Source organism: uncultured Succiniclasticum sp. (assembly GCF_902793885.1).
Taxonomy (GTDB): Bacteria; Bacillota; Negativicutes; order Acidaminococcales; family Acidaminococcaceae; genus Succiniclasticum.
This window is the reverse complement of the sequence record NZ_CADBFF010000031.1, coordinates 1-23171: the sequence shown is the minus strand read 5'-3', so window position 1 is coordinate 23171 and position 23171 is coordinate 1. Positions and strand designations below refer to the sequence as shown.

Here is a 23171-nt window from a genome sequence, read left to right as displayed (position 1 = left end):
TTTTCCTCTGCTTCTAACTTCACCTTGTGTGACATAACAAAACTCCCCCTATGATTAACAGTTTATTTTTTCACTGTCTCTCATAGAGGGAGCATATCAGTTGCCACCGGCATTTTTTATATTCAATTTTATTTTCTTAATACAAGTCTAACGGTACCAGTGTGCGTACACCATCCGAAGTATATACATCCTCCGCTTTGACTCGGAATACTTCTTTAAGCAGGTCTACCGTGATTACATCGGCCGGGTTGCCGCTTGTGACTAAGGTTCCTTTTTTCATAACTACTACATGGTGGGCGAACTGTACTGCCTGGTTTAAATCGTGGAGTACCAGCGCGACTGTCAGCTTTAACTCTCGGTTTAACCGGTCCAGCAGTTTCATTACTTCCAACTGGTGGCAGATATCCAGATAGGTGGTCGGCTCATCCAGCAACAATACCTGCGGTTTCTGCGCAAGGGCCATGGCGATCCAGGCGCGCTGCCTTTCGCCGCCGGACAGCGTCTGCAGGATGCGGTGCTGGTAGGGCACCAGGCTGGTTTCCTCCAGCGCCCACTCAATACACTCCTGATCTTCCTTTGTTGCCTTGCCGAAGAGACTGCGGTAGGGGAAACGACCCATGGCAACCAGATCCCGTACTGTCATATCGGCCGGGGCCTGGGGCGACTGGGTCAGGATGGCCAGTTTCTGCGCAAATTCTTTGTAGCCGAAGTCCCACACGTTCCGGTTCAGCAGCGTAATCTGCCCGGCAGAAATGGGATTGATCCGGCAGATGGCTTTCAACGTAGTGCTCTTGCCGCAGCCGTTAGGCCCGATGATGGCGGTAATCTTCCCATTTGGAATTTCCGCATTCATGTGCTGTACAATTGTTTTTCCTGACAGTGTGACCTGCAGGTCTCTAACTTCAATCATATTGTCCATCATAATTCCCTCCTTAACAGGAACAGGAAGAATGGCGCACCGATGAACGCCATGATAATGCCTACGGGCAGTTCAATGGGCGCAAAAGCCACCCGGGCGAACGTATCGCTGAAGGTTATGATGGCGATACCAAGCAGAGCGGCTCCCGGAATCAGGAAGCGGTAATCGGATCCCAGAATCAGGCGGGATACATGGGGAATTACCAGGCCGACAAAGCCTAACAGGCCCGCCACGCTGACAGCGCTGGCTGCCAGAAGCGCTGCAATGGCTGTCAAAGCAATGCGTGTAACTTCTACGTTTACACCAAGACCTTTGGCCATCTCATCACCTAACTGCAGGATGTTCAGATAGTGAGCGCTGATGATGGCCAGCACCAGGCCAATTAATGCGTAGGGAACGATAATGGTAACATGGGGCCAGCTGCGGGCGGCCAGTCCGCCGACCATCCACATCAGGGCGCCGTTGACCCGGTCACTGTAGAATACAAGCAAGCCGGAGATGCCGGCACTTAAAAATGCGGACACGGCTACGCCTGCCAGAATGATGCGAACCGGCTTGATACCGTTTTTCCAGGCAAGAATGTAAATGGCGATAGCAGCCAGCATGGCGCCGATAAAGGCAACCGGCGTAATCAGGTATTCCAGCGCCGGGAACAAAATCATAATAGTAATGCCTGCGATACCCGCGCCCGAAGAAATGCCGATAATGTGCGGATCTGCCAGGGGGTTGCGCATGACAGCCTGTAAAATGGCGCCGGAAAGCGACAGGTTCAGACCTACCATGGCACCCACAATTGTTCTGGGCAGCCGTATATTCCAGATGATCTGATCCTGGGGCGTCGCCTTGGGATGTAATAATATTTCCGCAACCTGGGAAACTGAAATGTCAGCAGCGCCTAAGGCGATGGACATAAGGCAGCCGGTAACGGCAAGAACCGTGAACAGAATCAGCATAGCGACGCGCCAGACCCTGCGGTCAATACCGTAACGTTCCGCCCGCTCGGATGCGTCAGGCAATTTATCTGCCATATTGTTTTCCTCCGATATTATATAAGATTACTTAAAGTTTTCCGGGAATACATGTTTTGCCATCAGTTCCACTGCGTCCGGATACCGTAAGCCCGGGGGCGTCAGGAATAAATCTTCCGGAAGGATAAACACTTTATTGTTCTTGACGGCGGTTAGGGCACTGTAGGCGGGGTTTCCCTGCACATCGGCCTTCAGGCGTTTTTCGATCTTATCCTGGGCGCCCATGGAAGTGATGAAAATGACTTCAGGATCTTTTTCAACTAATGCCTCTATACTGTAAGGCGCTTTTTCCGGTTTGCCCTGAATGGCAGTGGTGCCCTGGGCGATGTTGACAAAACCTAACATTTTAGCTGCGTTGCCGGCAATGCTGTTTTCCAGTTCCACAGTTACGGTGGACGGCGTGGCATGCAGAATCACGATTCGTTTTTTATGGTCTTTCGGCATTTTGGCAACGGTGGCAGTGATTTTTTCATCCATTGTCTTGATCAGTTTTTCTGCTTCGGCAGACTTTCCGTAAACTTTACCGGTGATATCCAGTGCCTCTTTGGTTTCATCATAGGTTTTCGGCTGCAGGGTGATGGAGTTTATGTTGTTGGTTTCCAGCATTTTTATAAATTTCTGATGCTGCGCTGCATTGATAAACACCAAATCCGGCTTCAGTCCCACAACTTTTTCCATGTTGATGTTAAATACATGGCCAACGTCCTCGGCTTTTTCCATGGAGGGGGGAATTACAGACGCTTTGCTGCTGGAAGGACGGCCGATAATTGTCCCGCCCACCGCGTCTACGTAATTCAGAATTGAAGGTACCATGACCACGACCCGTTCCGGCTTTTTGCTCAGAATTACCTTGCGCTTTTCAGAATCGGTAATTTCCGCAAAGACGTTTTGCGAGGCCTGAACTGTCGGTTTACTGCCTGCATTGGTAGCTGCGTTGTCCGGTTTGCAGCCGAAAGAGGTAAAGGCCAGCAGGCTTACCATCAGTGAAAAGAAAAGAAATTTTTTCATAAACCACACCACTTTCCTGATTCAATATTTGTGAAGTCATATTATAGTTAATGAATTCGTTTGTTACATTGCCTGTATCGTAAAAAAGGAAACCAATCTCCGTCGGGAATCAGTTTTTCAGTTTGATAAACGCCTGGCCGCCGATGGCAAAGACCACGACCAGATAGATCAGCAGGATTCCCACTGACCACAAAGATACATCCGCCCCGCTGCCGATGCCCCGCAACAGATAACTGGTGTGGGTGAGGGGCAGGCATTCGATGAAGATCCGTAGCGCGTCGGGTAACGCTTTTGTGGAGAAAAAGGTGCCGCATAAAAAGGACATAGGCAACAGGATATAAGTGTTTACCTGGCCCATCTGTTCATACGTTGAGAGGAACATGGCTGCGGCAAAACCGATTTCGGCAAAGATGGCGCAATTCAGAATCAGCACCAGTAAAAAGAGGGGCGTAATGGTGAAGTGCGCGCCGAAAGCATAGGAAAGCGCGATGATGATAGCGGAGGAAATCAACCCCCGCAGAACAGCTGCCAGCACTTTTCCGATTACATAAGCATACGGGCGGATGGGGGCGATGATATATTCTTCAATGCTCTTGTGATACACTCGTTCCGCATGGACCGGCGTAACGCTGTTGAAGCTGATGTTCATGGAGTTCAGGGCCAGAATACCCGGAACCAGAAAATCAATATAGGAAGCGGCGTTAGCCGTCTGAATGCTGCGGCCCAGCCCCCAGCCAAAGGCTACCAGATACAGGAGAGGCGCTACCATGCGGGATAGGATGAAGGCGGTCATGCGATGCTTCAGTACGACCCAGTCCCGCCAGAAAACAGTCCAGATGTCAGACAGCATCAGAGTCCCTCCTTCCTTCCGGTCAGTTCAATGAATACATCTTCCAGGTTCGATTTGCGGATGGAGGATGCTGCGTCGATGGTGCCGATGAACTGCCGGGCTTCTTCACGGGTGTTGAAAAAGCGGAAATCCCGGTGCACGTCGTCGCGCCATTCCGCTACAAACCGGCCGAAACGGTTGATGAAATTCTGAGGCGTGTCTACATCAATCAGTTTCCCTTTATTCATGATGGCCACCCGATCGCAAAGTTCTTCTGCTTCTTCAATGTAATGGGTGGTGATCAGAACCGTCGCGCCGTCTTTTGCCAGCCGCCTCACCAGCTCCCAGATACGCCAGCGCACCTGGGGATCCAGGGCTACCGTGGGTTCGTCCAAGAACAGGATCTCAGGCCGGTGAATCAGGGCCCGGGCTATCAGCAATCTGCGTTTCATGCCGCCGGAAAGCTGCCGCACTCCGTCATTGATTACGTTTTGCAGTTCCACGTATTCCAACAGTTCGGCAATACGTGCTTCCCGTTCTTCCCGGTTCATGTGGTAAAGTCTTGCGTGCAGTTCCAGGTTTTCCCCTACAGTCAGGTCCTGATCAAAGTTCAGATTCTGAGGCACGACGCCGATCATCTGCTTGATTTGACGGGCATCGTCCGCATTGCCGATGTGTTTGCCGTCGTACAGGATCTCCCCGGAGGTAGGGCGGGACAGCATGGTCAGCATCCGGATGGTGGTAGTCTTGCCGGCGCCGTTTGGCCCCAGCAGACCGAAAATTTCACCCGTGCCGATGGTCAGGGAAAGATTTTCCACAGCTACCTTTTCCGCTTTTTTATTTTGGGTATCTTTATGGGGAAATGTTTTTCGGAGATTTTTTACTTCTATCATACATTATGTCCTTCCGCGTCTATGCCTGGCATTTCCGTACCGGCGTCGGACGCTGTAGGTTTTCCGGCTGCCGCCTGTTATGTGCGGCAGCCGATTATATTTTACCTTATCCGCTCATTTTTCGCCATATATGAAGCAGGCTGTCTTCCGAAAGTTTATCAATTTTAAAATACGATGCGTCCATTTTACTGGCCAGTTTTTTGGCGAGACCCAACTTGATAAACCCGTTCTCAGTATCAATGACCGCTATGGGGATATTCCGCTTGCCGATGTGTTCTGCTTCAGTCATGGCGTCGTCCACCGCATTGGTGCCGTTTTCCAGGGGCAGGGTGGCGTGGCCGTCCGTGATCAGGATCAGCACGGGATCCTGCAGCGGATCCTGTCGGTACAGCATGTCCAGCACGTCTTCCGCTTTGGAAAGGCCTTTGGCCAGCGGTGTTTTTCCACCGGTGGGCATGGCGGCCAGTTTTTTCTGGGCGAAGTCAACGCTCTTGGTTACCGGCAGCAATACTTCTGCCTGGTTTTTCCGGAAGGCGATCATGCCGACCCGGTCACGTTTCTGATAGGCTTCCAGTAAAATTTTCAGGATGACGCCTTTTACGGTTTTCATCCGTTCCCGGGCCCCCATGGAACCGCTGGCGTCTACGGCAAAGAGGAAAATATTGCCGGTACGTTTCTCGCGGACTTTGGTACGAAGGTCTTCTTCTTTGATGACCAGGGCGCAGCCGTTGGATTCCCGCCATTTCTGGTAGGGAGCTGCGGCCCGCAGGGTCGCGTCAAACGCGATATCGGAAGACTTGGAATGGGGAATCTCAGCGCGGACATAACGTCCCTGCCGTTCGTCCGTACGGGTAGCGCTGCGTTTGCCGCTGCCTTTGCGTTTCTGTTTTCCTTTTACCGGCTCAACCCAGACCGGTGGCAGTTTCACACGCATGTCCGCCGCATCTACGCGGTCGTTGCTTCCCGCGTTGGGGTTGGTCATGGTTTCGTCTTCCTTATGTTCCTCCTGGTTGCCTTCGTGAGATTCTGTATCGGTTTCTTCCGGTTCCGGTGCATCCGGCATGGAGAACAGTTCATCCTGCTCTTCCCGTTGCGGCGGCGGAGTCTGCTGTGCGTCTTCCGGTTCTTTTGTTTCGTTCTGTTGCGGTTCCTGCTGTTGTTCCGGCGGAAGCTCCCGCATCCGGTGGGGCAGCACGAATTCCGCGGCCTTTTCCAGATCCTTGGGCAATACGTATTTGCGTCCGGCCAGAGCGGCTTCGGCCCGGGCGGCTTCCATCAGGTAAATGTCGGCCCGGTGCCCGGCTACGTTGGCTTTGATCGTATAAACGGAGAACAGCCGGATCATGGCGTCGGATACTTCCACTTCGGGCAGCAGCGCGCGGGCTTTGGCAATTTTTTCCGCCAGCCTGTCTGTTTCCGCGGCCCAGTTATTCCGGAAGATTTCTCCGTTTTTTTCAAAATCGGTGACCCGGCGTACTATTTCCATCCGGGCTTCTTCGTCGGTTTCCGCTTCTACCGAAACAAACAGCCCGAAACGGTCCAAAGCCGCAGAGGAAAGAGTGCCGCTTTCCGGAGCCATGACGGCCAGCACCGTGTATTTCGTGTCCCTGTGTTCGGAGAGACCGTCCCGTTCCAACTGATAGCCGCCGGTTTCCTCAACCCGGAGTACGGCGGACAAAATATCGTCCCGCAGCAGGTTGGCATCGTCAAGGTAGACGACGCCTCCGTTCGCTTCGTCGATCAACCCCGGTTGGAGCTGCCGTTTGCCGTATTTTACTGCAGCTTCGGCATCAATAGAGCCAAACAGCCGGTCTTCTGTAACGCTTACGGGAATCTCGATCCAGGGTGCGTTATATAATTCCCGGGCGCCCCGCATCAGGGTGGACTTCCCGGTTCCTTTTTCACCGCTTACCAGCACTCCGCCTGCATGTGGATTGACAAGGGCCAGCGTTACGGCTTCCTTTGCCTTTTCCATACCGCAGACTGCGGCAAGCGGATATCCTGTTCTTTTCATGCGTCAATCACCTTATCCACATTTTCCCAGTCCAGCTTCTGTTCTTCGAAAGGACGGCGGCGCATACGGTGAGGCAGCGCCAGGTGCGCGGCTTCCCGCAGGTCTTCTTTGGTAACTTCGGTATGTCCTGCCACGGCTGCCAGGGTTTCCGCTGTTTTGATCAGCACGATATCGGCCCGGTGACCGTCAACACCCAGCGTAATGGAAATCTGGGCTGCCATGCGCAGGATCTCATTGGAGGTGGTTACCTGAGGCAGCAGCTTCATGGCACGCTGGATGCGGTGCACTTCGTTCTGCTGTTCTTCTTCCCATTTCTTAATAAATTCTTCCGGATCGTCTTCGTATTCCAGACGGCGTTTGATAACCTCGGCCCGTTTATCCAGGTCTTTTTCGCCGGCTACGTAAACAGAAAGGGCAAAACGGTCCAGCAGCTGGGGCCGGATATCGCCTTCTTCCGGGTTCATGGTGCCAACCAGGGAGAAGCGGGCGGGATGGGAGTAGGAGATGCCTTCCCGTTCTACGGTGTTGATACCCATGGCGGCGGAGTCCAGCAGTACGTCTACTACGTGATCGTCCAGCAGGTTGATTTCATCTACATACAGAATGTTCCGGTTGGCGTCTGCCAGAATACCGGTCTCAAAGGAACGTTTCCCTTCTTTGATAGCGGCTTCGATGTCCAGGGTTCCCACGACACGGTCTTCTGTGGCGCTGACGGGAAGTTCCACTACTTTCATGGGAAGTTCTTCTGTTTCCGGCACCGCATTGTCATACTTTTCGTGGCATTCATCGCACCAGTTGGATTTGTCATTAGGGTCGTCGTGGAACTTACAGCCTTTGATGCACAGGCGCGGCGGAAGCAGGTCGGCCAGGGCGCGCACGGCGGTGGACTTGGCTGTACCTTTTTCACCCTGGATCAGTACGCCGCCCAGGCGCGGATTCACTACGTTCAACACCAGCGCTTTTTTCATCTCTTCCTGCCCGATAATGGCGGTAAATGGAAAAGTTCCTTGTCGTTTCATAATCGTATCGTCCTCCCGTAATCATTTGTAATTTATAATATGTTAATCAATATCTTAGGTTGTGAACCGCAGTGCAGGTCTCTCTGCAGTCCTGCGGATTTTTCAACAGTTGCCGATGGCAGCAGACTTACTCTTCGTCGTCTTCCTCGATCTCGCCTTCCACGGAAAGGTACAGTTCCTGCAGTTTTTCTTTCGTTTCATCATCCGCGTTCCACATCTGGCGCTGTTCTGCTTCCAGCAGGGTTTCCGCGATGTTCTGCAGGGCCCAGGGATTCACCTTCTTCATCCACTGCTGTACTTTCGGGTCAAAGGCGTATTTCTCGGCGTAATCGTTATACATCCAGTCTTCCATTACACTGCTGGTGGCGTCCCACTGGAAGCTGATGTTCAGCCGGTTGGCCATGTCCATGGCGCCTTTGTAACCGTGCTGCATCAGACCTTCGATGTACTTCGGGTTCAGGGATTCCGTGCGCACCACCCGTTTCATTTCTTCCGCTACCGTGCGAATCTTGGGAGCGCCCCGGTTAGCGCTGTCGCCCACGTAGGACACCGGCGTCTTCTGTCCGAAACTCTTGACCGCCGCGATCATGCCGCCGTGGAAGCCGTTGTAGTCGTCGGAACTCAGGATGTTCATGTCATGGTTCTCTTCGTTTTTCACGGTGAGTTCCATTTGTGCCAGCCGTTTCTTGAACAGTTCGGGCTGATATACGCCCCGCTGCCCGCCGCCGAAGACGTGGCCGCCCCAGCGTACATACACGTCGGCCAGGTCTTTTTCCGATTCCCAGTTCTTGGCGTCCAGCACTACGTTGATGCCGGAGCCGTAAGTCCCGGGAGCGTCGCCGAAGACCCGGAATGCCGCGTTACGCCAGGCGTCGTCTGCGGAAGCACCGTCTGCCTGTAAGGCTTCGCTGTCTTCACGGATATGCTTGCGCACAAAGTTATCGTCATCGGATTCGTCCAGCTTCGCAACCATCAGCACGGCTTTGTCCATCAGCTCGGCCAGGTGGGGGAGCGTGTCCCGGAATAAGCCGCTGATGCGGGCCGTCACATCGATACGGGGCCGTTTCAGTTCGTCGAGGGGAATTACTTCCAGATCGGTAACCCGCAGACTGCCTTTCTGCCAGACGGGCTTGACGCCCAGCAGGTACAGGAACTCGGCGATGTCCTGGCCGCTGCTCCGCATGTTGGGGCCGGACCAGAGGACCATACCGATGTTCTCGGGATACTTTCCTTCGTCGGTAATGTACTTTTCAATCATGCGGTCGCCCAGTTTTTTCCCGGCCATCCAGCCTGCCTGGGACGGCAGTGCGCGGGGATCCACACCGTAGAAGTTACGACCGGAAGGCAGCAGATCTACGCCGCCGGCGCTGGGAGATCCGGAAGGCCCGGGGGCCACATATTTGCCGGAGAGGGCTGCCAGCGTATGATCCAGTTCATCTGTTGTTCTGGCAAGACGGGGATATATTTCTTCTATGATATATTGTCCAAGTGATTCTATTTTCTGCTTCCATTCTTCCGGCCCTTCTGCCGTTTCCGGCAGCTGCATGGCCGCGTTGACAGATTGTTCCGTGAAACCCTTTTCCGCAATGACCGTTACAAATGCCCGGCTTTCGTTGCGGATGCGGCGCAGCAATTCGCCGCCGGTCAGGTCGAAGGCTTCCACGATAGCGGAGGGATTCTTTTCCAGTTCCTCAAAATTCAAACTGAATTTTTCTGCCCACAAGTTATATAAGGAAGGCACCGGCCCGTTTGACAGGCGCAGGAGATGCATGACCTCGCCGATGAGGATATCTCCTTCCGGCGGCTGACCCAGCACATGCAGACCGACATGAATCTCGCTGTCCTGCAGCTCTTCAATATATTCATGAAGTTCTGCCAGATAATCGGTGAAAGGTTTTGTTTCGTCATAGGCAACAGACTCATCGATTTTCGTTTCATGGGCCAGTTCAATGATTTTTTTCTCCAGTTCGGCCGCCTGTTCTGAATCCTGTTTCTGGAAATGGCTGTATTCGTCAGCCATTTTTTCCAGCTCGGCCAGTTCGTCGAAAGCACCGGCTTCCGCTACGGGGGCGGGCAGGTAGCCGATAAGGCAGGCGCTGCTGCGGCGTTTGGCGATGACGCCTTCGCCGGAGATGGTCATCAGGTAAGGGTAAATGTTGGGCAGTGAACCCAGGGCGATATCGGAATAGCTGGAACGGTCCAGTCCGGTTGCCTTACCCGGCAGCCATTCCAGGTTACCGTGGGTGCCCAGATGGATCACTGCATCTGCTTTGAACACTTCCCGCAGCCAGTAATAGAACGCCAGGTACTGGTGGGTGGGGGCTATGGTAGGATCGTGATAGGCCCGGGCAGGATCCATGCCATACTGACGGGCAGGCTGCACAGTCATAAAAATGTTGCCGTTCATGGTACCGGGCACCAGAATATTGCCTTCGTCGGACAGCATGATATCGCCGGGAGCTTCGCCCCACTGTTCCGTCATCTTCTGCCGTGCTTCTTCCGGCAGGGTGGCAAAGAAAGCCGCGTATTCATCCGCGGAAAGTTTCTGGCATTCTTCTGCCTGCTTGTCGGTTAACAGACTTAAATCGTTGGTGGCATGGGAAGTCATGATGCGGATGAATTCTTCCGCCGATTCCGGAAGAAAGTCAATCTTGTAGCCATCCGCTTGCATGCGGGCCAGAAGCCGGGTAGCACTTTCCATGGAATCCATGCCGGAGGCGCTGCCGATATTGTAATTCTTGGGCGGGTAGTTATGGAAAATCAGGGCAATCTTTTTATCTTCGTTTTTCAGACGATGGAGCCTTGCCCATTTGATGGCCTTATCTACCATGGCGGCCATACGTTCCGGCATGGGCTGGTATTCGATGGCGCCGTCAGGCAGTACGTTACGGCCGGCGATAGGAACCCCGTGGATAGCGCCGTCAAATTCCGGCAGGGCTACGGCGATGGAAGTTTCCACCGCGTTGAGGCCTTCGGGATTTTTGCGCCAGTCTTCTTCCGTCGTCAGCAGGGTGTAGGCTGTTAAAACCGGTACGCCCAGCTGTTCCAGTTCGTCTGCAGTGAGGCTGCCGTTGCCTACGTGGGAGAATTTCATGGCGCTGACGAGGACATCGATCACGGTTTCACCGTTCAGCGTGAAGAAATCAGCAAACACTTTACGAATGCTGGGCATTCCCAGGGATTCGTCAGGCATCTGGTTGGTGAACACGGCCAGGGCGTTGCAGCCTTTCTGTTCTGCTTCCCGGATGAAGGCGGCAGGGTAAGCCAGGTCGTCCCAGATCCATTCGTCACGGTAAAACAGCAGACCGATAACCGGCCTGTCCGGTTTGCAGAATTGTTCCCGGTATGCGGCCAGATCGGTCGTGTAGCCGTCAGGCATGTCAGGATGATAGATGCCGGCCCAGCACTGGGGCTTCGGTTCTTCTGAAACGGGAACAGACGGGTCTGTAAGAGAAGAGGCGTACAGCCAGAAGTTCCGAAAGTTTTCGGCGCCGCCGTAGAAGGTATATCCTCTGAGTCGTGCGGCAACGGATTTTTCTACGCCTGCTCCATCTCCGGCGGAGGCGGATTCTACTGCGTCGATTACATAAGGGATGTGGTTGGCGTCCAGAAATCTGCTGCATTCTTCCCAAAATTTTGATTTAAAAATATTGTTGAAGAACCTGGCCACAACCAGGCTGCTGCCCCGGAGCTTTCGTTCCCAGACGTAATTCCATTCGCTGGAGCGTTCCAGTTTGACAGCCATGCACAGGTCGGAAATTTTCATTTCGTCCTGCAGCTGAAGGCAGGCGTTCTTCATGCCGGCATAGCGGCGGGTATCGTTAGTCAGGTAAATAATTTTTATGTCCATACAGAAAATTATTCCCCCTTTCTTTCTTGAAAATATATAAGAGCGTTTCCTTAATTCCTGTCAACAAACAAATGACTGTCTCCCTCGCCCTGCCAAAGCACTGTAACCGGTGTCAGGTTTTTTTCTTCGGCATCGTGCTTCAGGCGCAAACCAACCGGGCAACTTCCCCTGAGCTTAAAATACTTGCAGCGTACACAGGGACGGTTAGAGTCCGTTACGACTTTGTAACAGGTTCGTTCTTCTCCGTTTTCCGGACCGGCCAGCGCCTTCCTGGTTTTGGCATTCATATACAGGACTTTGCCGTCTTTGGCAGAAGTGACCCACATTTTCATCGGCATGGCGTTCAGGACGCCCTGCATGTGCCAGTAGCCTTTCCGTACCATCTCGTAGCGCATCTGGTCCATCAGGAAAGTACCCAGTACATCGGCAAAGGTTTTTAATACTTCATGTTCCCGTTTTGTCCAGATCCGGGGACCGCGGCAATCGTCAAAGCCTACGAAACCAATCCGTTTTCCTTCACTCATGATTCCTGCGTGCAGGAAAGAACGAATGCTCCGTTCCACCAGCGTTTTGCCTGCTTCCCCATCTATCAGCGTGGTATCCGGACATTCGGAAAAAGTACCGTAAATCTCTTTTTGGAAATGGGAATTAATATATTCAAAGACTGCGCCGGCATGGGCTTCCGCTGCGGAACTGTACCCGTCGGCATGCCATTCAAACCAGCAGACCCACTGTCCGCGTTTCTGCTGGTAGATAACGACCCGCTGTACCATAAAGTACTTGGCAAACAGGGCAAGCAGCGTTTCGACTGTGATCCGTGCGTCGCCGGTTTCGTAAAGCATTTGGAAGATGAATACCTGGGGATTGGTGAGGAAGGCCTGCCGCTTTTCCATGACGGTGTTATCTTCCGCTGATTTTTTCTGGCTTGCCTGCATATCTTTCGTATAAAAAACCTGCATGTCCCGTCCCCGGCGTTTGGCTTCGTACAGGGCCGCGTCAGCGAATCCGAAGAGTTCTTCATAACGGCGGCCGTATTCCGGCGACATGGCGATGCCGACACTGCCGCTGACGTGCAGTTCTTTGCCGTCGCCGTAGGCAAAGCTGCGCCGCAGCATGTTTCGGAGTTTTTCGCAACGTTTTACTACCAGGCTGCGGTCCGCAGCATCCCGAATCAGTACTACAAATTCATCGCCGCCCACCCGGCCTATGATATCCGTTTCATCAAACACTTCTGCCAGGGTCAGGGCCATGTCGGAGATGACAGCGTCGCCGAACAGATGTCCCAGGTTATCGTTGATTTTTTTAAAGCCGTCCATGTCCAGGACCAGGAGCGCTTTGACTGTGCCGGGCACACCTAAGGCTTCTTTGATTAATTCCTTTGCGTACTCTTTGTTATACAGACCGGTCAGGGCATCCCGCTGGGCCTTTTGCTGCAATGCTTCGGTGTGACGGTGCTCAGAGTCCGTATTGCGGAGCAATATTGTCACATACTGTGCCCTTTCTTTTTCAAAATGGATGATGTATCTTGCGTGATACCAGCGGTATTCGCCGTTATCTTCCTTTACCCGGTACTCGATGACCTTCTCATGGGTGGTATCGGCGTATTCCGGATGGGGCTTTTTGAGAAACTCTACAAGGGATACAAAGAATATCCTGTCGTTAGGGTGCAACGGTAAAGACTGAAGCAGGAAAGCGGAATAACTTTCATTCTTCAGTTTCTCCGGAATTACGCCCTGCAGCAACTCATCGCCATACACGCGATCCGCATTTAAATCCCAACGCAATATGGCCGTTCCTTCTGCCCGCAGCGCTTCCTGATACATGGTCAGTTCTGCAGTTGTATTCATATATGTTTTTACCGCCTTTAACAATTTGCGTGAGAGTGCGTCGCGTCAGCTGTTGTCAGTCATAACCGTATGGTATATGACTCCCAAATAAAAAGTACCGTTAATAGAAATAATTTCTGACAAGCAAATACGTTTTTTGTTTCTCTTGAGAAAAAAGGACGCCCGAAAGCGTCCTTTTTTATTTTGTCATACTGTGTGAACCGGAAATCAGTGTTTCATGCCGGTGCTCTGTGCTTTGGCGGTGCCGGTCAGGGCATCCCAGCTTTCCAGGGCATGTTTCACGAACATTTTCTGAACTGCAGCGTTTTCACCCAGGCCATGGATGTACGGGGTTACCTTGAAGCCTGCTTTTACCAGGATGGATTTATGGGAATCTTCCTCATCGCCAGCCATGTCGTTGTTGGCATGGTCGCCGGCAACCATCATCATGGGCATCAGGGTAACGTTCTTAATTTTTTCTGCTTTCAGTTTGGGGATAACGTCTTCCAGAGAAGGCCAGCCTTCTACGCTGTAAACCTGAACATGGCCTTTGCCCAGTTTGTTGAAGCGGTCCTGTACTACGGAGTAGTAAGCGTTGGACGGATGGGGAGTGCCGTGAGCCATAACCAGTACGGCGTCAGTCTTGGCCAATTTCGGGAACTGGGTGGACATAGCTTCCGCGAAATCTTTTACATCGTCCGGCTGTTCTTCCTGGCCCTGCCAGTACAGCAACGGGGTGCCGAAAGTCATTTTCTTGAACTGATCGCGATACAGACGATAGATCGCGGTTTTATATTCGTATTCCATGCCGGGGATTACGTCCAGAGTAGCCAGGGCAATGCGGGTATAGCCTTCAGCTTTCAGCTGTTCCAGTGCTTTTTCCGGGGTAGGAATTACCAGACCTTCATTGGCTTTTACGCGGTCAATGATGATATGGGAAGTGTAAGCGGTAACCACTTTTACGCCGGGCAGCGCTTTCTGGATCGCTGCAATGGTCGGGTTGATGGTCTTGTCGCGGGTTTCTTTCATGGTGGTGCCGAAGGACATAACTACCATAGCGTCCTTATTGGGCAGGTTCTGCAGGGCGGGGTTGCTGTAAGAGCGAACGCCGATTTCAGAAGCCTGTTTCAGGGCCGGGGTAGGAGCCTTAACTTCCTCGCTCAGGCTGTAAGCAGCGTAACCGGGGATGGAGATTGCCAGGCAGCTAACTGCCATAGCAGCGGCAGCCATCATTTTACCAAATTTTTTCATTTTGCATTACCTCTCTCGTTTTAAGATTTTTTAAATATAGATAATTTACGGTCGGCAAAACGGTAAACCAGGCAAGTTACTGTTTTGCTGTCCGATGGTTACCAAGATTATATATCATAGTATGTAAAAAAGCAATACTAATAATAAAGATTATCAATAAATTTATTATTGAAATAAAAGAGGTTGTTACTAAAGCAAGCGCTTTGTAACAACCTCTCAGGTTATCGTTTTCGTGAGATTTCATTTTTTCCGGTTTTCTTTTACCATTTTTTTAATGCCCGCAAAGGTGACCGGACTGATGATGTGTTCGATGCGGCAGGCGTCTTTTTCCGCGGTGTCCGGGGGAACATTCAGGATGTCGGTCAGGAAAACGGTCAGGGTCTTATGCCGGTCCAGGACGGAGGCTGCTTTTTTCAGGCCATTTTCTGTCAGCACGATTCGTCCGTCGGGCTCCATAATGATATAACCGCTTTTTTTCAGGATACTCATGGCACGGGATACGCTGGGTTTGGAAAAATTCATTTCCGTGGCGATGTCGATGGAGCGGACGTTGCCGTTACGCTGCTGCAGGATCAGTATCGTCTCCAGATAATTTTCGCCGGATTCCAGAAGCACCATAATTACTTCCTCCTTACATTTCAGAGATAGTATCATTAACAAGTTTAAACTCATTGTAGCATTTAAACCCTTTTAACGCAACCGGTTACTGTGAAATCGGAAAAATAGGAATCCGTGTACGCCGGTCTGGTATCGTGATATAATAGAATCAAGCGGAAAGAACAAGGATGGCAGATGGTTATGTTACCATTTATAAATGAAGAAAACACATTATGGGAATATTTAAAAACGGCGGGAAAGCCGGTTGTTTTATACGGAACCGGCGACGGGGCGGATAAGGTGCTGGCCCGGCTGGCGGAAACCGGCGTGCCCGTTTCCGGCATTTTCGCCAGTGACGAGTTTGTGAGAGGGCAGCAGTTCCACGGCTTTACCGTGCAAACGTACAGTGAACTGCTGACGCTTCGAGAAGAAATAATCGTGCTCATTGCATTTGCCAGTGAATTGCCGGACGTGTTGGAACGTTTTTATAAACTGGCTTCGGTCCATGAAACCTACGCGCCCCACGTGCCGGTTTTTTCCGGAGAGGAAACCGTGACGCCGGCTTGGATAAAAAAACACGAGACGAAACTGTTGGCAGTATATGAAAGACTGGCGGATGCTGTTTCACGTGAAACCTTTGCGTCCGTCCTGAATTATAAACTCAGCGGCAAGCTTTCTTACCTGCAGGCATGCACAACAAACAGACCAGAGGACCTGAGGACAATCTTTTCTTTTGGCAGGGAAGAAACATATCTGGACCTGGGCGCCTATAACGGGGATACGGTACAGGAATTTTTGCAGCTGACCCATGGGCGTTACAAAAAAATCATTGCATTGGAGCCGGACCCGAAAAATTATAAGAAGCTGACAGACTATGTCCGACAGTACGAGTTAAAAAATGTAACCTGTCTGCAGGCAGGCGTGTGGAATGACTGCGGCAGTCTGGAACTGAACGGGAAGGGAGGCAGGCAGTCAACGTTTTGGGAAGCTGACCGGTCCGGATTTGCAACACAAAATCTGTCGCAGACGTGTTCTATGAAGAAAAAAGTAAAAAAACAGCAGGTTAATGTTGTATCTGTTGATGCTGTGTTAGGGAACGATCATGCGGATTATATGAAGTTTGACGTGGAAGGGGTGGAAAAAGAAGCCCTGGAAGGTGCAGCTGGACATTTGGCGCCGGACGGGAACGGGGCGCTGCCAAAGTTGCTGGTCGCGGCCTACCACCATGACGAAGATCTTTTTGCTTTACCCCTGTTGTTGTGGAAACTGCAGCCGGAATATCAAATCTATCTGCGAAAGCATCCTTATGTGCCTGCCTGGGAAATTAATATTTTTGCAAAATAATCAGCATATATTACGATTTTATGGTAAAATATAAGAAAAAAGTGTATCATTGTAAGCAGGAGTAATTTACACGATATCGAAAAATACAATTAAGTAGTGTTTGCTGAAACCGGCTTTGACGGAGTTCCTCTTTTTTAGGGAAGTGGAAATCTGCACATTTTATAGAAAAAAATTTTAGGAAAGAAGGAGATTGCATCATGAACAAAAAACTGTTGGGCGCTGCTGCATTAATGGCTATGGCTGCGGTAATAGCTGCAGGATGCGGAGGCGGCGACAAAAAACCGGCGGCTCCGGCTGCTGACGCGAAAAAAGGCCCGTCAGGAGAAGTTAGCGTTTACACTTCTATTTATCCTGATATCGTGGATAAACTCTGTAAACCCAATGTCTCCAAGGCTTTCCCGGGCTTAAAGGTGTCCTGGTTCCAGAATGGCACGGAAAAACTCAAGACGAAGATCGCCGGCGAAATCAAAGCGAAAAAGATTGGCGCGGACGTGCTGATGGTTGCGGATCCGTCTTACTATCTGGCACTGAAGAAACAGGGCCTGCTGATGAGCTACAAATCGCCGCAGCTTAAAGACGTTGTGCTGGCAAGCGATCCGGACGGCACCTGGCTGCCGGTCCGTGTTAACAATATGATTATTGCTTACAACAAGGACAAACTGGCTAAAGAAGATATTCCTACCAGCTGGGAAGACCTGACCAAACCGAAATATAAAGGCAAGATTGCCATGCCGAATCCGATGCTGTCCGGTACTGCCTATGTAATGGTTGGCGCCATGGCGCTGGATCCCAGATTCGGCTGGGATTATTTCAAGAAGCTGAAAGCCAACGGCCTGCGGGTAGAAGAAGGCAACTCCGCTATCCAGAATAAACTGCTGACCGGCGAATACATGGCTGCTGTTATTTTGGAAGAAAACATCCTGAAACTGCAGGAAACCAAGAAAGAACCGTTGGCTGTATGCTATCCGAAAGAAGGCTGTATCATCATCAATTCGCCAATCGGTATCTTCAAGGACACCAAGAATCCGGAAGCTGCCAAAGCGTTGGTCGACTGGTGGCTGAGCCCTGAAGGACAGAAAGCCGTTACCGCCGGCTGGATGCATTCCGTACGTGGCGACGTAAATCCGCCTAACGGCGCCGGCATCAAACTGGCCGACCTGAACAAGAATGCCATTAAGATCGACTGGGAAAAACTGGCATTTGAAGAAGGCAAGATCAAAGAAGCGTTCCGTACCACGGTTATGGAATAACGGCTTAACAAAAGAATTGTACGGGTACGTTATTAATAATCTGAGTTGACAGGAAATTGATCAGGGGCCGTTTTGACGGTCCCTGATTTCCCATTCCTGCAGAAGCACTGATTCAGGAAGTATGCGTTAGTTTTCGGAAAGTATTCCGACGAACTGCTCAGTAGTTTCCCGACTCTCACCGGAAGAACCGGGGAAAGGAGCGAAAGTGAAAAAATCTTTGCCCCGCCTCGATAGTAAATTTATAGTAATTGCTATCTCTGTGCTGTTATTGCTGTACTTTATTGTAATGCCTCTCCTGGTGCTGATTTATGACAGCCTGTTCATCAACGGTGTCTTTGATATCAGCAACTACAAAGATGTTTACGGTAAAAAGGTCAACTGGAAAGCCCTTACCAATACAATTCAGCTTTCGCTGATCGTTATGGTAGCCAGTGTTATTGTTACGTTCCCGCTGGCCTGGCTGGTGGGCCGTACGGACCTGCCGGGAAAGAAAACCTTCCGGACGGTCCTGGTTGCCAGTTATATGATTCCGCCATATGTGGGCGCTATCGCCTGGGTCCAGCTATTGAATCCAAGCGTCGGGTACCTGAATGAGTTTTTTAAATTTATCTTCGGGTTACAGAAGGCGCCTTTCGATATATATACTATGGGCGGGCTGGCCTGGGTGCTTACGTTATTCTATTCACCCTTCGCCTTCATCACCATCTCCCGCGCCATGGAAAAAATGGATCCCACCCTGGAAGAAGCGGCCCGGATTTCCGGGTCTTCGCCGCTGAAAACACTGTGGGATGTGACCCTGCCTCTGATGATGCCGTCCATCGTGGCCGGCGGTCTGCTGGTATTCATCGCGGCGGCTTCCTGTTTCGGCATTCCGGCTATCGTAGGCATGCCGGGCAATATCGAAGTGATGACGACCCGTATCGTAACGTTCCTGTATATGGGTGACGATAAAGGCATTCGTGACGCCACGGCCCTTGCGGTTTCCATGATGGTGGTAGCCAACGGCCTCCTGATGTTCATGAGCTGGATGCTGAGCCACAAAGATTACACTACCATCAGCGGTAAAAGTACCCGCCCCAACATGGTGGAACTGGGAAAATGGAAATGGCCGGCTTTCGCTGTGGTGGCAGGCTATGCCATTATTGCAGTCATCCTTCCCCTGTCCTCCATTGTGGTAACCTCGTTCCTGGTGAGTATGTCCAAGGGACTGGCGCTGGATAATTTCGGCATTGACGCCTGGATACCGGTAGTGACCAGTTCCCAGTACATGGAAAGCGTATGGCGTTCCATCGGGTACGGTATCGTAGCTGCCTGCATCGGTACGGTGCTGGCCCTGTTCGTTGCCTATCTCTCCGTTAAGACGAATATTACCGGCCGCAGCATACCGGACCTGCTGGTGGTACTGGGGGGCGCTACCCCTTCCATCGTTATCGCCCTGGCCCTGATCGTCACATTCTCCGGTAACTACGGTCTCAACTTGTATTCCACGATGTGGATCCTGATCGTTTCCTATCTTGTAAAATATATGACCATGAGCGTCCGTACCATTGCCGCATCCTTAAGCCAGGTTCACATCAGCCTGGAAGAAGCGGCCCTGAGTTCCGGCGCAAGCTGGATCCGAACCTGCAAGGATATCATCATGCCGCTGGTTGCGCCTTCTATCGTAGCGGGCTGGTTCCTGATTTTCATGCCCAGTTTCTACGAACTGACCATGTCCAACCTGCTGTATGGCTCGGACACGAAATCACTCGGCGTGTTGCTGTACGAACTGCAGACTTATGCGGATACGCAGAACGCTTCCGTTCTTTCGGTCATCATCCTGCTGATCGTATTAATCGGCAATATCATTTTGAATAAAGTGACGAAAGGAAAGGTAAGCATCTGATCAGCTTTTTCCAGGAAAATTCCAGGAAGCAGGCTCCGGAGGCGACACGTTTTGCGGCGCCGGTTCCTGAAAGAATAATTTTATACGGAAACGCTGACAAACCGGTGTTTCCGTAAAGCGGTGAAACGGAGGGAAGAATAGCGTGGCAGAGTTAAAGCTTCAACATATATACAAACGGTATGGCAATGTAACCGCAGTAGGAGATTTTAATATTGAAGTGGCGGACGGCGAATTTATTTCGTTCCTGGGCCCGTCCGGCTGCGGCAAGACTACCACCCTGCGGATGATCGCCGGGTTTGAGAAACCTTCGGAAGGCGTGATTATGATTGGGGACCAGGAAATCTCCAATGCGGAAAAAGGATATTTCCTGGCGCCGGAAAAACGCGGTATCGGTATGGTGTTCCAGAGTTACGCCGTATGGCCCCATATGAATGTCATCGATAACGTAGGTTATCCGCTGAAGATCCAAAACGTGCCCAAAGAGGAACGGCTGAAACAGGTCATGGAAATGCTGGAACTGGTTCACCTGAAAGAATATGCGGAGCGTCTGCCCAGTCAGCTGTCCGGCGGACAGCAGCAGCGTGTAGCTCTGGCTCGCGCTCTGGTGGCCAAACCCAGCCTGTTGCTGCTGGACGAACCATTGTCCAACCTGGATGCCAAGCTGCGGGAAAGCATGCGTTTTGAGATTTCCGCCATCCAGAAAGAACTGGGCATCACCGTTATTTACGTAACCCATGATCAGAGCGAAGCTATGACCATGTCTGACCGGATCGTGGTCATGAGTATGGGCAAGGTGCAGCAGATCGGCAAGCCTTATGATATTTATACAAAACCTGCCAACCAGATGGTAGCCGACTTTATCGGACTGGTAAACTTTATTCCGGCCACGGCGAAGGGCGACCGGATTTTTATGCAGGGGGATGAAGCCATTTCTTTCCCGAACCCCAAAAAGTTAGCCGGGGAAGCTGTGCTGGCTGTGCGTCCGGAACAGATTACCCTCTCCAAGACCGGGGGTCTGGTGGAAGGCGTCATGAATCACCGCTTCTATATGGGCGACAGCGTGGATTACAGGGTAAAGGTGAAAGACCATATTGTACGTGTAATCCAGAAGGGCGCAGGATACAATACGTATCAGGACGGGGAAACCGTGTATCTGGACTTTGACAATGTAATGTCCTTTGCCAAAGATGAGTAAACAAAAGGAAAGAATCATTGCGTTGAACATCAGAATCATCACGGGGCGGTAACAAAAGAAACGTTACCGTCCCGTTCTTTTATGGTATAATGCTGTTATAAGCTGTGAAATTCTGCAGCGGTATGTGTCGTATCCGAGTGTCACACAAACCGGCCGCGTCGCGATGGTTTCGTTTTATGAGGATGCGTAGTATTTTCAATACAGTATAAGGTAAGAGCTGTTCGATTGTTATGAAAAAGTATTTTGTTCTATTTCTTTTATTGTTGTGCCTGCTGTTTCAGGCAGGCTGCGGTTCGCAAAAACAGAATCCGCCTGTGGAAGGAGTCGTCCGGGTCTGCAGCAGCATGAACCGGAATCTTTCCGAGGCTCTTGTTGAAGGTTTTGCAAACAAGACGGGAATCGTAGTGGAGTTCGATCCGTTGGTGGCGACCTCCTTATCCCAGCGTCTGGATTTGCTGAGTGCAAGCAAGGTGGATGTATGGATGGGCGGTTCTGCCGAGGAATATTACATGGCGGCAGAACGCGATATGCTGGTTCCGTACCTGCCCCGGGGCGCTGCCAATATTCCGCCGCAGTACATGGACCGTGACGGAAGGTGGGTTCCCTTATCCATTGACTATATTGCGCTGCTGAGCAACCGGAACAACATGCGAAAACTGGGAATTGAGCCGCCGTCTTCCTGGGACGAGCTGTTGCAGCCGGTGCTGCATAACGAGATCGTTATGGCCGATCCGGCGACCGGGGGTCCGCCTTACGGGCTGATTACTTCTTTATGGCAGTTGCGTGGCCGGGATGCCGCGCTGCAGTTTGCGGGCAGTTTGCGTACCCAGCAGGTTCTCTATCTGCCGACAGAGGCAAAGGCCGGATATGAAGTGTATCTGGGGAATAAAGCGGTGGCGGTCATGTCATTGCGTCATGCCCTGGCTCTGGAAAGAGAGCATCCGTTTTTATATGCCGTTCCGGTGCGGGACGGGAATAAAAATATGATAACGGCAGTGGCGATCCTGAAAAACGGGCAAAAGCGAAAAGAGGCGGAGCGCCTGATGGAATACCTTTTGTCCAAAGAAGCGCTGCAGATTATGCGCGAGTATCGGATGAACCCGCTGGCCGATGCGCTAAATGATAAAAACAAATATGGCGATATCGGAACCGTTCCCAGCGATGACCTGCGCTGGATGGCAGGGGAAAAGCAGGCGCTGATCCGGGAATGGATCAACGCAAAATAGCCGGACGGATACGTTGAAAATTTGACTGCATTTAAATCAGTGTAACAGATCGTTTTTTTAGGAGAACGGAGTTACTCTTTTGCGGAAAGGATAACATATGAAGACAGATCATTTACAGCGATTAAAACAGATAAAATGTTTTTTGTTTGATATGGACGGCACCATCAACCTGGGCATGGAATTGATTCCTGGCATGGAAGGCTTTTTTGACCGTCTGAAGGAAGCGGGTCGTTCCTATTATCTGGTTACCAATAATTCGTCCAAAGATCACGAACATTATGTGAAGAAGATGAATTCCATGGGTGTGCCGGTGACGAAAAACAACATCCTGATTTCTTCAGATGCGCTGGTAAGTCATCTGAAACACAGCAAACCGGGGGCAAGGCTCTTTGTACTGGGTACGCCGGAACTGAAAGCCACCATTAAAGAAGGCGGATTTACGCTTACGTCCCGCCTGGAGGATGAAACGGATTTGGTGGTAGTGGGGTTTGACCAGACCCTGACCTATGAAACCCTGACCATTGCCTGCCGTCTCATTGACAGAGGCGTTCCTTACATCGCGACCCATCCGGACGTGCGCTGTCCCATCGAAGGCGGGGAATATATTCCTGATACGGGGGCGTTTCTGGCCTGTATCAAAACCGCTACGGGCAAAGATCCGGAATATATTACAGGCAAGCCTTACGGTTATATGGTTGATACGGTGATGGAACGCACCGGTCTGAAAAAAGAAGAGATCGCCATGGTGGGCGATCGGCTGATGACGGATATTCGGTTCGGAACGGATAACGGTATTCTTTCGATTTTGGTGCTGACCGGGGAAGCAACACTGGAGGATGTGGAGCAGGGGCCGGTGAAACCGGATATTATTCTGCCCCATGCGAAAGAGATATTGAAGTATTTGTAAGTTATATAAAAAAGAGTCGGGGAAGGCATAATGAACCGCTCCCCGTCAAGTAGACAGTAAAATAATTAAATATTATTTCACAGCGCTTCGACGCTGTGGCAACCGCAGATTCCGTTTGGCAGCTAAAGCA

General features: G+C 51.3%; 17 protein-coding genes. 6 read left to right on the top strand and 11 right to left on the bottom strand.

Annotation, left to right across the window (positions count from 1 at the left end; all coding sequences use genetic code 11):
* Positions 1-136: 136 nt before the first annotated feature.
* The 11 genes from QZV31_RS11810 to QZV31_RS11760 all read right to left on the bottom strand — a co-directional run bounded on the left by QZV31_RS11810 (position 137) and on the right by QZV31_RS11760 (position 15255).
* Positions 137-922 carry an ABC transporter ATP-binding protein gene (locus QZV31_RS11810; protein WP_295360874.1) on the bottom strand — a complete coding sequence of 262 codons (786 nt, stop codon included), beginning with the start codon at positions 920-922 and terminating at the stop codon, positions 137-139.
* On the bottom strand, positions 919-1872 hold the full coding sequence (locus QZV31_RS11805; RefSeq protein WP_366508726.1) for an iron ABC transporter permease: 954 nt from the start codon (positions 1870-1872) through the stop codon (positions 919-921). Before QZV31_RS11805 ends, QZV31_RS11810 begins: the two co-directional genes overlap by 4 nt.
* A gap of 102 nt (positions 1873-1974) precedes the next feature.
* Positions 1975-2955: an ABC transporter substrate-binding protein gene (locus QZV31_RS11800; protein WP_295360868.1), complete on the bottom strand. Its 981-nt coding sequence runs from the start codon at positions 2953-2955 to the stop codon at positions 1975-1977.
* A 109-nt stretch (positions 2956-3064) separates the two neighbouring features.
* Entirely contained in the window at positions 3065-3805 is a 741-nt protein-coding gene (locus QZV31_RS11795; protein WP_295360865.1) for an ABC transporter permease, read from the bottom strand.
* Positions 3805-4677, bottom strand: coding sequence for an ABC transporter ATP-binding protein (locus QZV31_RS11790; RefSeq protein WP_093729768.1), 873 nt, complete (start codon positions 4675-4677; stop codon positions 3805-3807). Before QZV31_RS11790 ends, QZV31_RS11795 begins: the two co-directional genes overlap by 1 nt.
* A gap of 106 nt (positions 4678-4783) precedes the next feature.
* Complete coding sequence (locus QZV31_RS11785; protein ID WP_295360859.1) at positions 4784-6691, bottom strand: VWA domain-containing protein; 1908 nt, start codon at positions 6689-6691, stop codon at positions 4784-4786.
* Positions 6688-7710, bottom strand: a complete 1023-nt coding sequence (locus QZV31_RS11780; RefSeq protein WP_295360856.1) for an AAA family ATPase — start codon at positions 7708-7710, stop codon at positions 6688-6690. Before QZV31_RS11780 ends, QZV31_RS11785 begins: the two co-directional genes overlap by 4 nt.
* Positions 7711-7837: 127 nt before the next feature.
* Positions 7838-11560 carry a cobaltochelatase subunit CobN gene (gene cobN, locus QZV31_RS11775; protein ID WP_295360853.1) on the bottom strand — a complete coding sequence of 1241 codons (3723 nt, stop codon included), beginning with the start codon at positions 11558-11560 and terminating at the stop codon, positions 7838-7840.
* 50 nt (positions 11561-11610) lie between these two features.
* Positions 11611-13407 (bottom strand): diguanylate cyclase, encoded by a 1797-nt coding sequence (locus tag QZV31_RS11770; RefSeq protein WP_295360850.1) that lies wholly within the window; start codon positions 13405-13407, stop codon positions 11611-11613.
* Between the two features lie 207 nt (positions 13408-13614).
* Positions 13615-14637 (bottom strand): sirohydrochlorin cobaltochelatase, encoded by a 1023-nt coding sequence (locus tag QZV31_RS11765; RefSeq protein WP_295360847.1) that lies wholly within the window; start codon positions 14635-14637, stop codon positions 13615-13617.
* 240 nt (positions 14638-14877) lie between these two features.
* Positions 14878-15255, bottom strand: a complete 378-nt coding sequence (locus tag QZV31_RS11760) for a metal-dependent transcriptional regulator (RefSeq protein WP_093729774.1) — start codon at positions 15253-15255, stop codon at positions 14878-14880.
* A 180-nt stretch (positions 15256-15435) separates the two neighbouring features.
* Here QZV31_RS11760 and QZV31_RS11755 point away from each other — a divergent pair, with 180 nt between their 5' ends.
* The 6 genes from QZV31_RS11755 to QZV31_RS11730 all read left to right on the top strand — a co-directional run bounded on the left by QZV31_RS11755 (position 15436) and on the right by QZV31_RS11730 (position 23041).
* The gene (locus QZV31_RS11755; protein ID WP_295360842.1) at positions 15436-16578 is read left to right on the top strand and encodes an FkbM family methyltransferase; all 1143 of its coding nucleotides are present in this window, start codon (positions 15436-15438) and stop codon (positions 16576-16578) included.
* A 197-nt stretch (positions 16579-16775) separates the two neighbouring features.
* Entirely contained in the window at positions 16776-17828 is a 1053-nt protein-coding gene (locus QZV31_RS11750) for an ABC transporter substrate-binding protein (RefSeq protein WP_295360838.1), read from the top strand.
* Between the two features lie 205 nt (positions 17829-18033).
* Positions 18034-19713 carry an iron ABC transporter permease gene (locus QZV31_RS11745; protein WP_256324769.1) on the top strand — a complete coding sequence of 560 codons (1680 nt, stop codon included), beginning with the start codon at positions 18034-18036 and terminating at the stop codon, positions 19711-19713.
* A 142-nt stretch (positions 19714-19855) separates the two neighbouring features.
* Positions 19856-20908: an ABC transporter ATP-binding protein gene (locus QZV31_RS11740; RefSeq protein ID WP_295360834.1), complete on the top strand. Its 1053-nt coding sequence runs from the start codon at positions 19856-19858 to the stop codon at positions 20906-20908.
* A gap of 230 nt (positions 20909-21138) precedes the next feature.
* Positions 21139-22134 (top strand): extracellular solute-binding protein, encoded by a 996-nt coding sequence (locus QZV31_RS11735; protein WP_295360831.1) that lies wholly within the window; start codon positions 21139-21141, stop codon positions 22132-22134.
* 97 nt (positions 22135-22231) lie between these two features.
* Positions 22232-23041 carry an HAD-IIA family hydrolase gene (locus QZV31_RS11730; RefSeq protein ID WP_295360828.1) on the top strand — a complete coding sequence of 270 codons (810 nt, stop codon included), beginning with the start codon at positions 22232-22234 and terminating at the stop codon, positions 23039-23041.
* Positions 23042-23171: the final 130 nt, after the last annotated feature.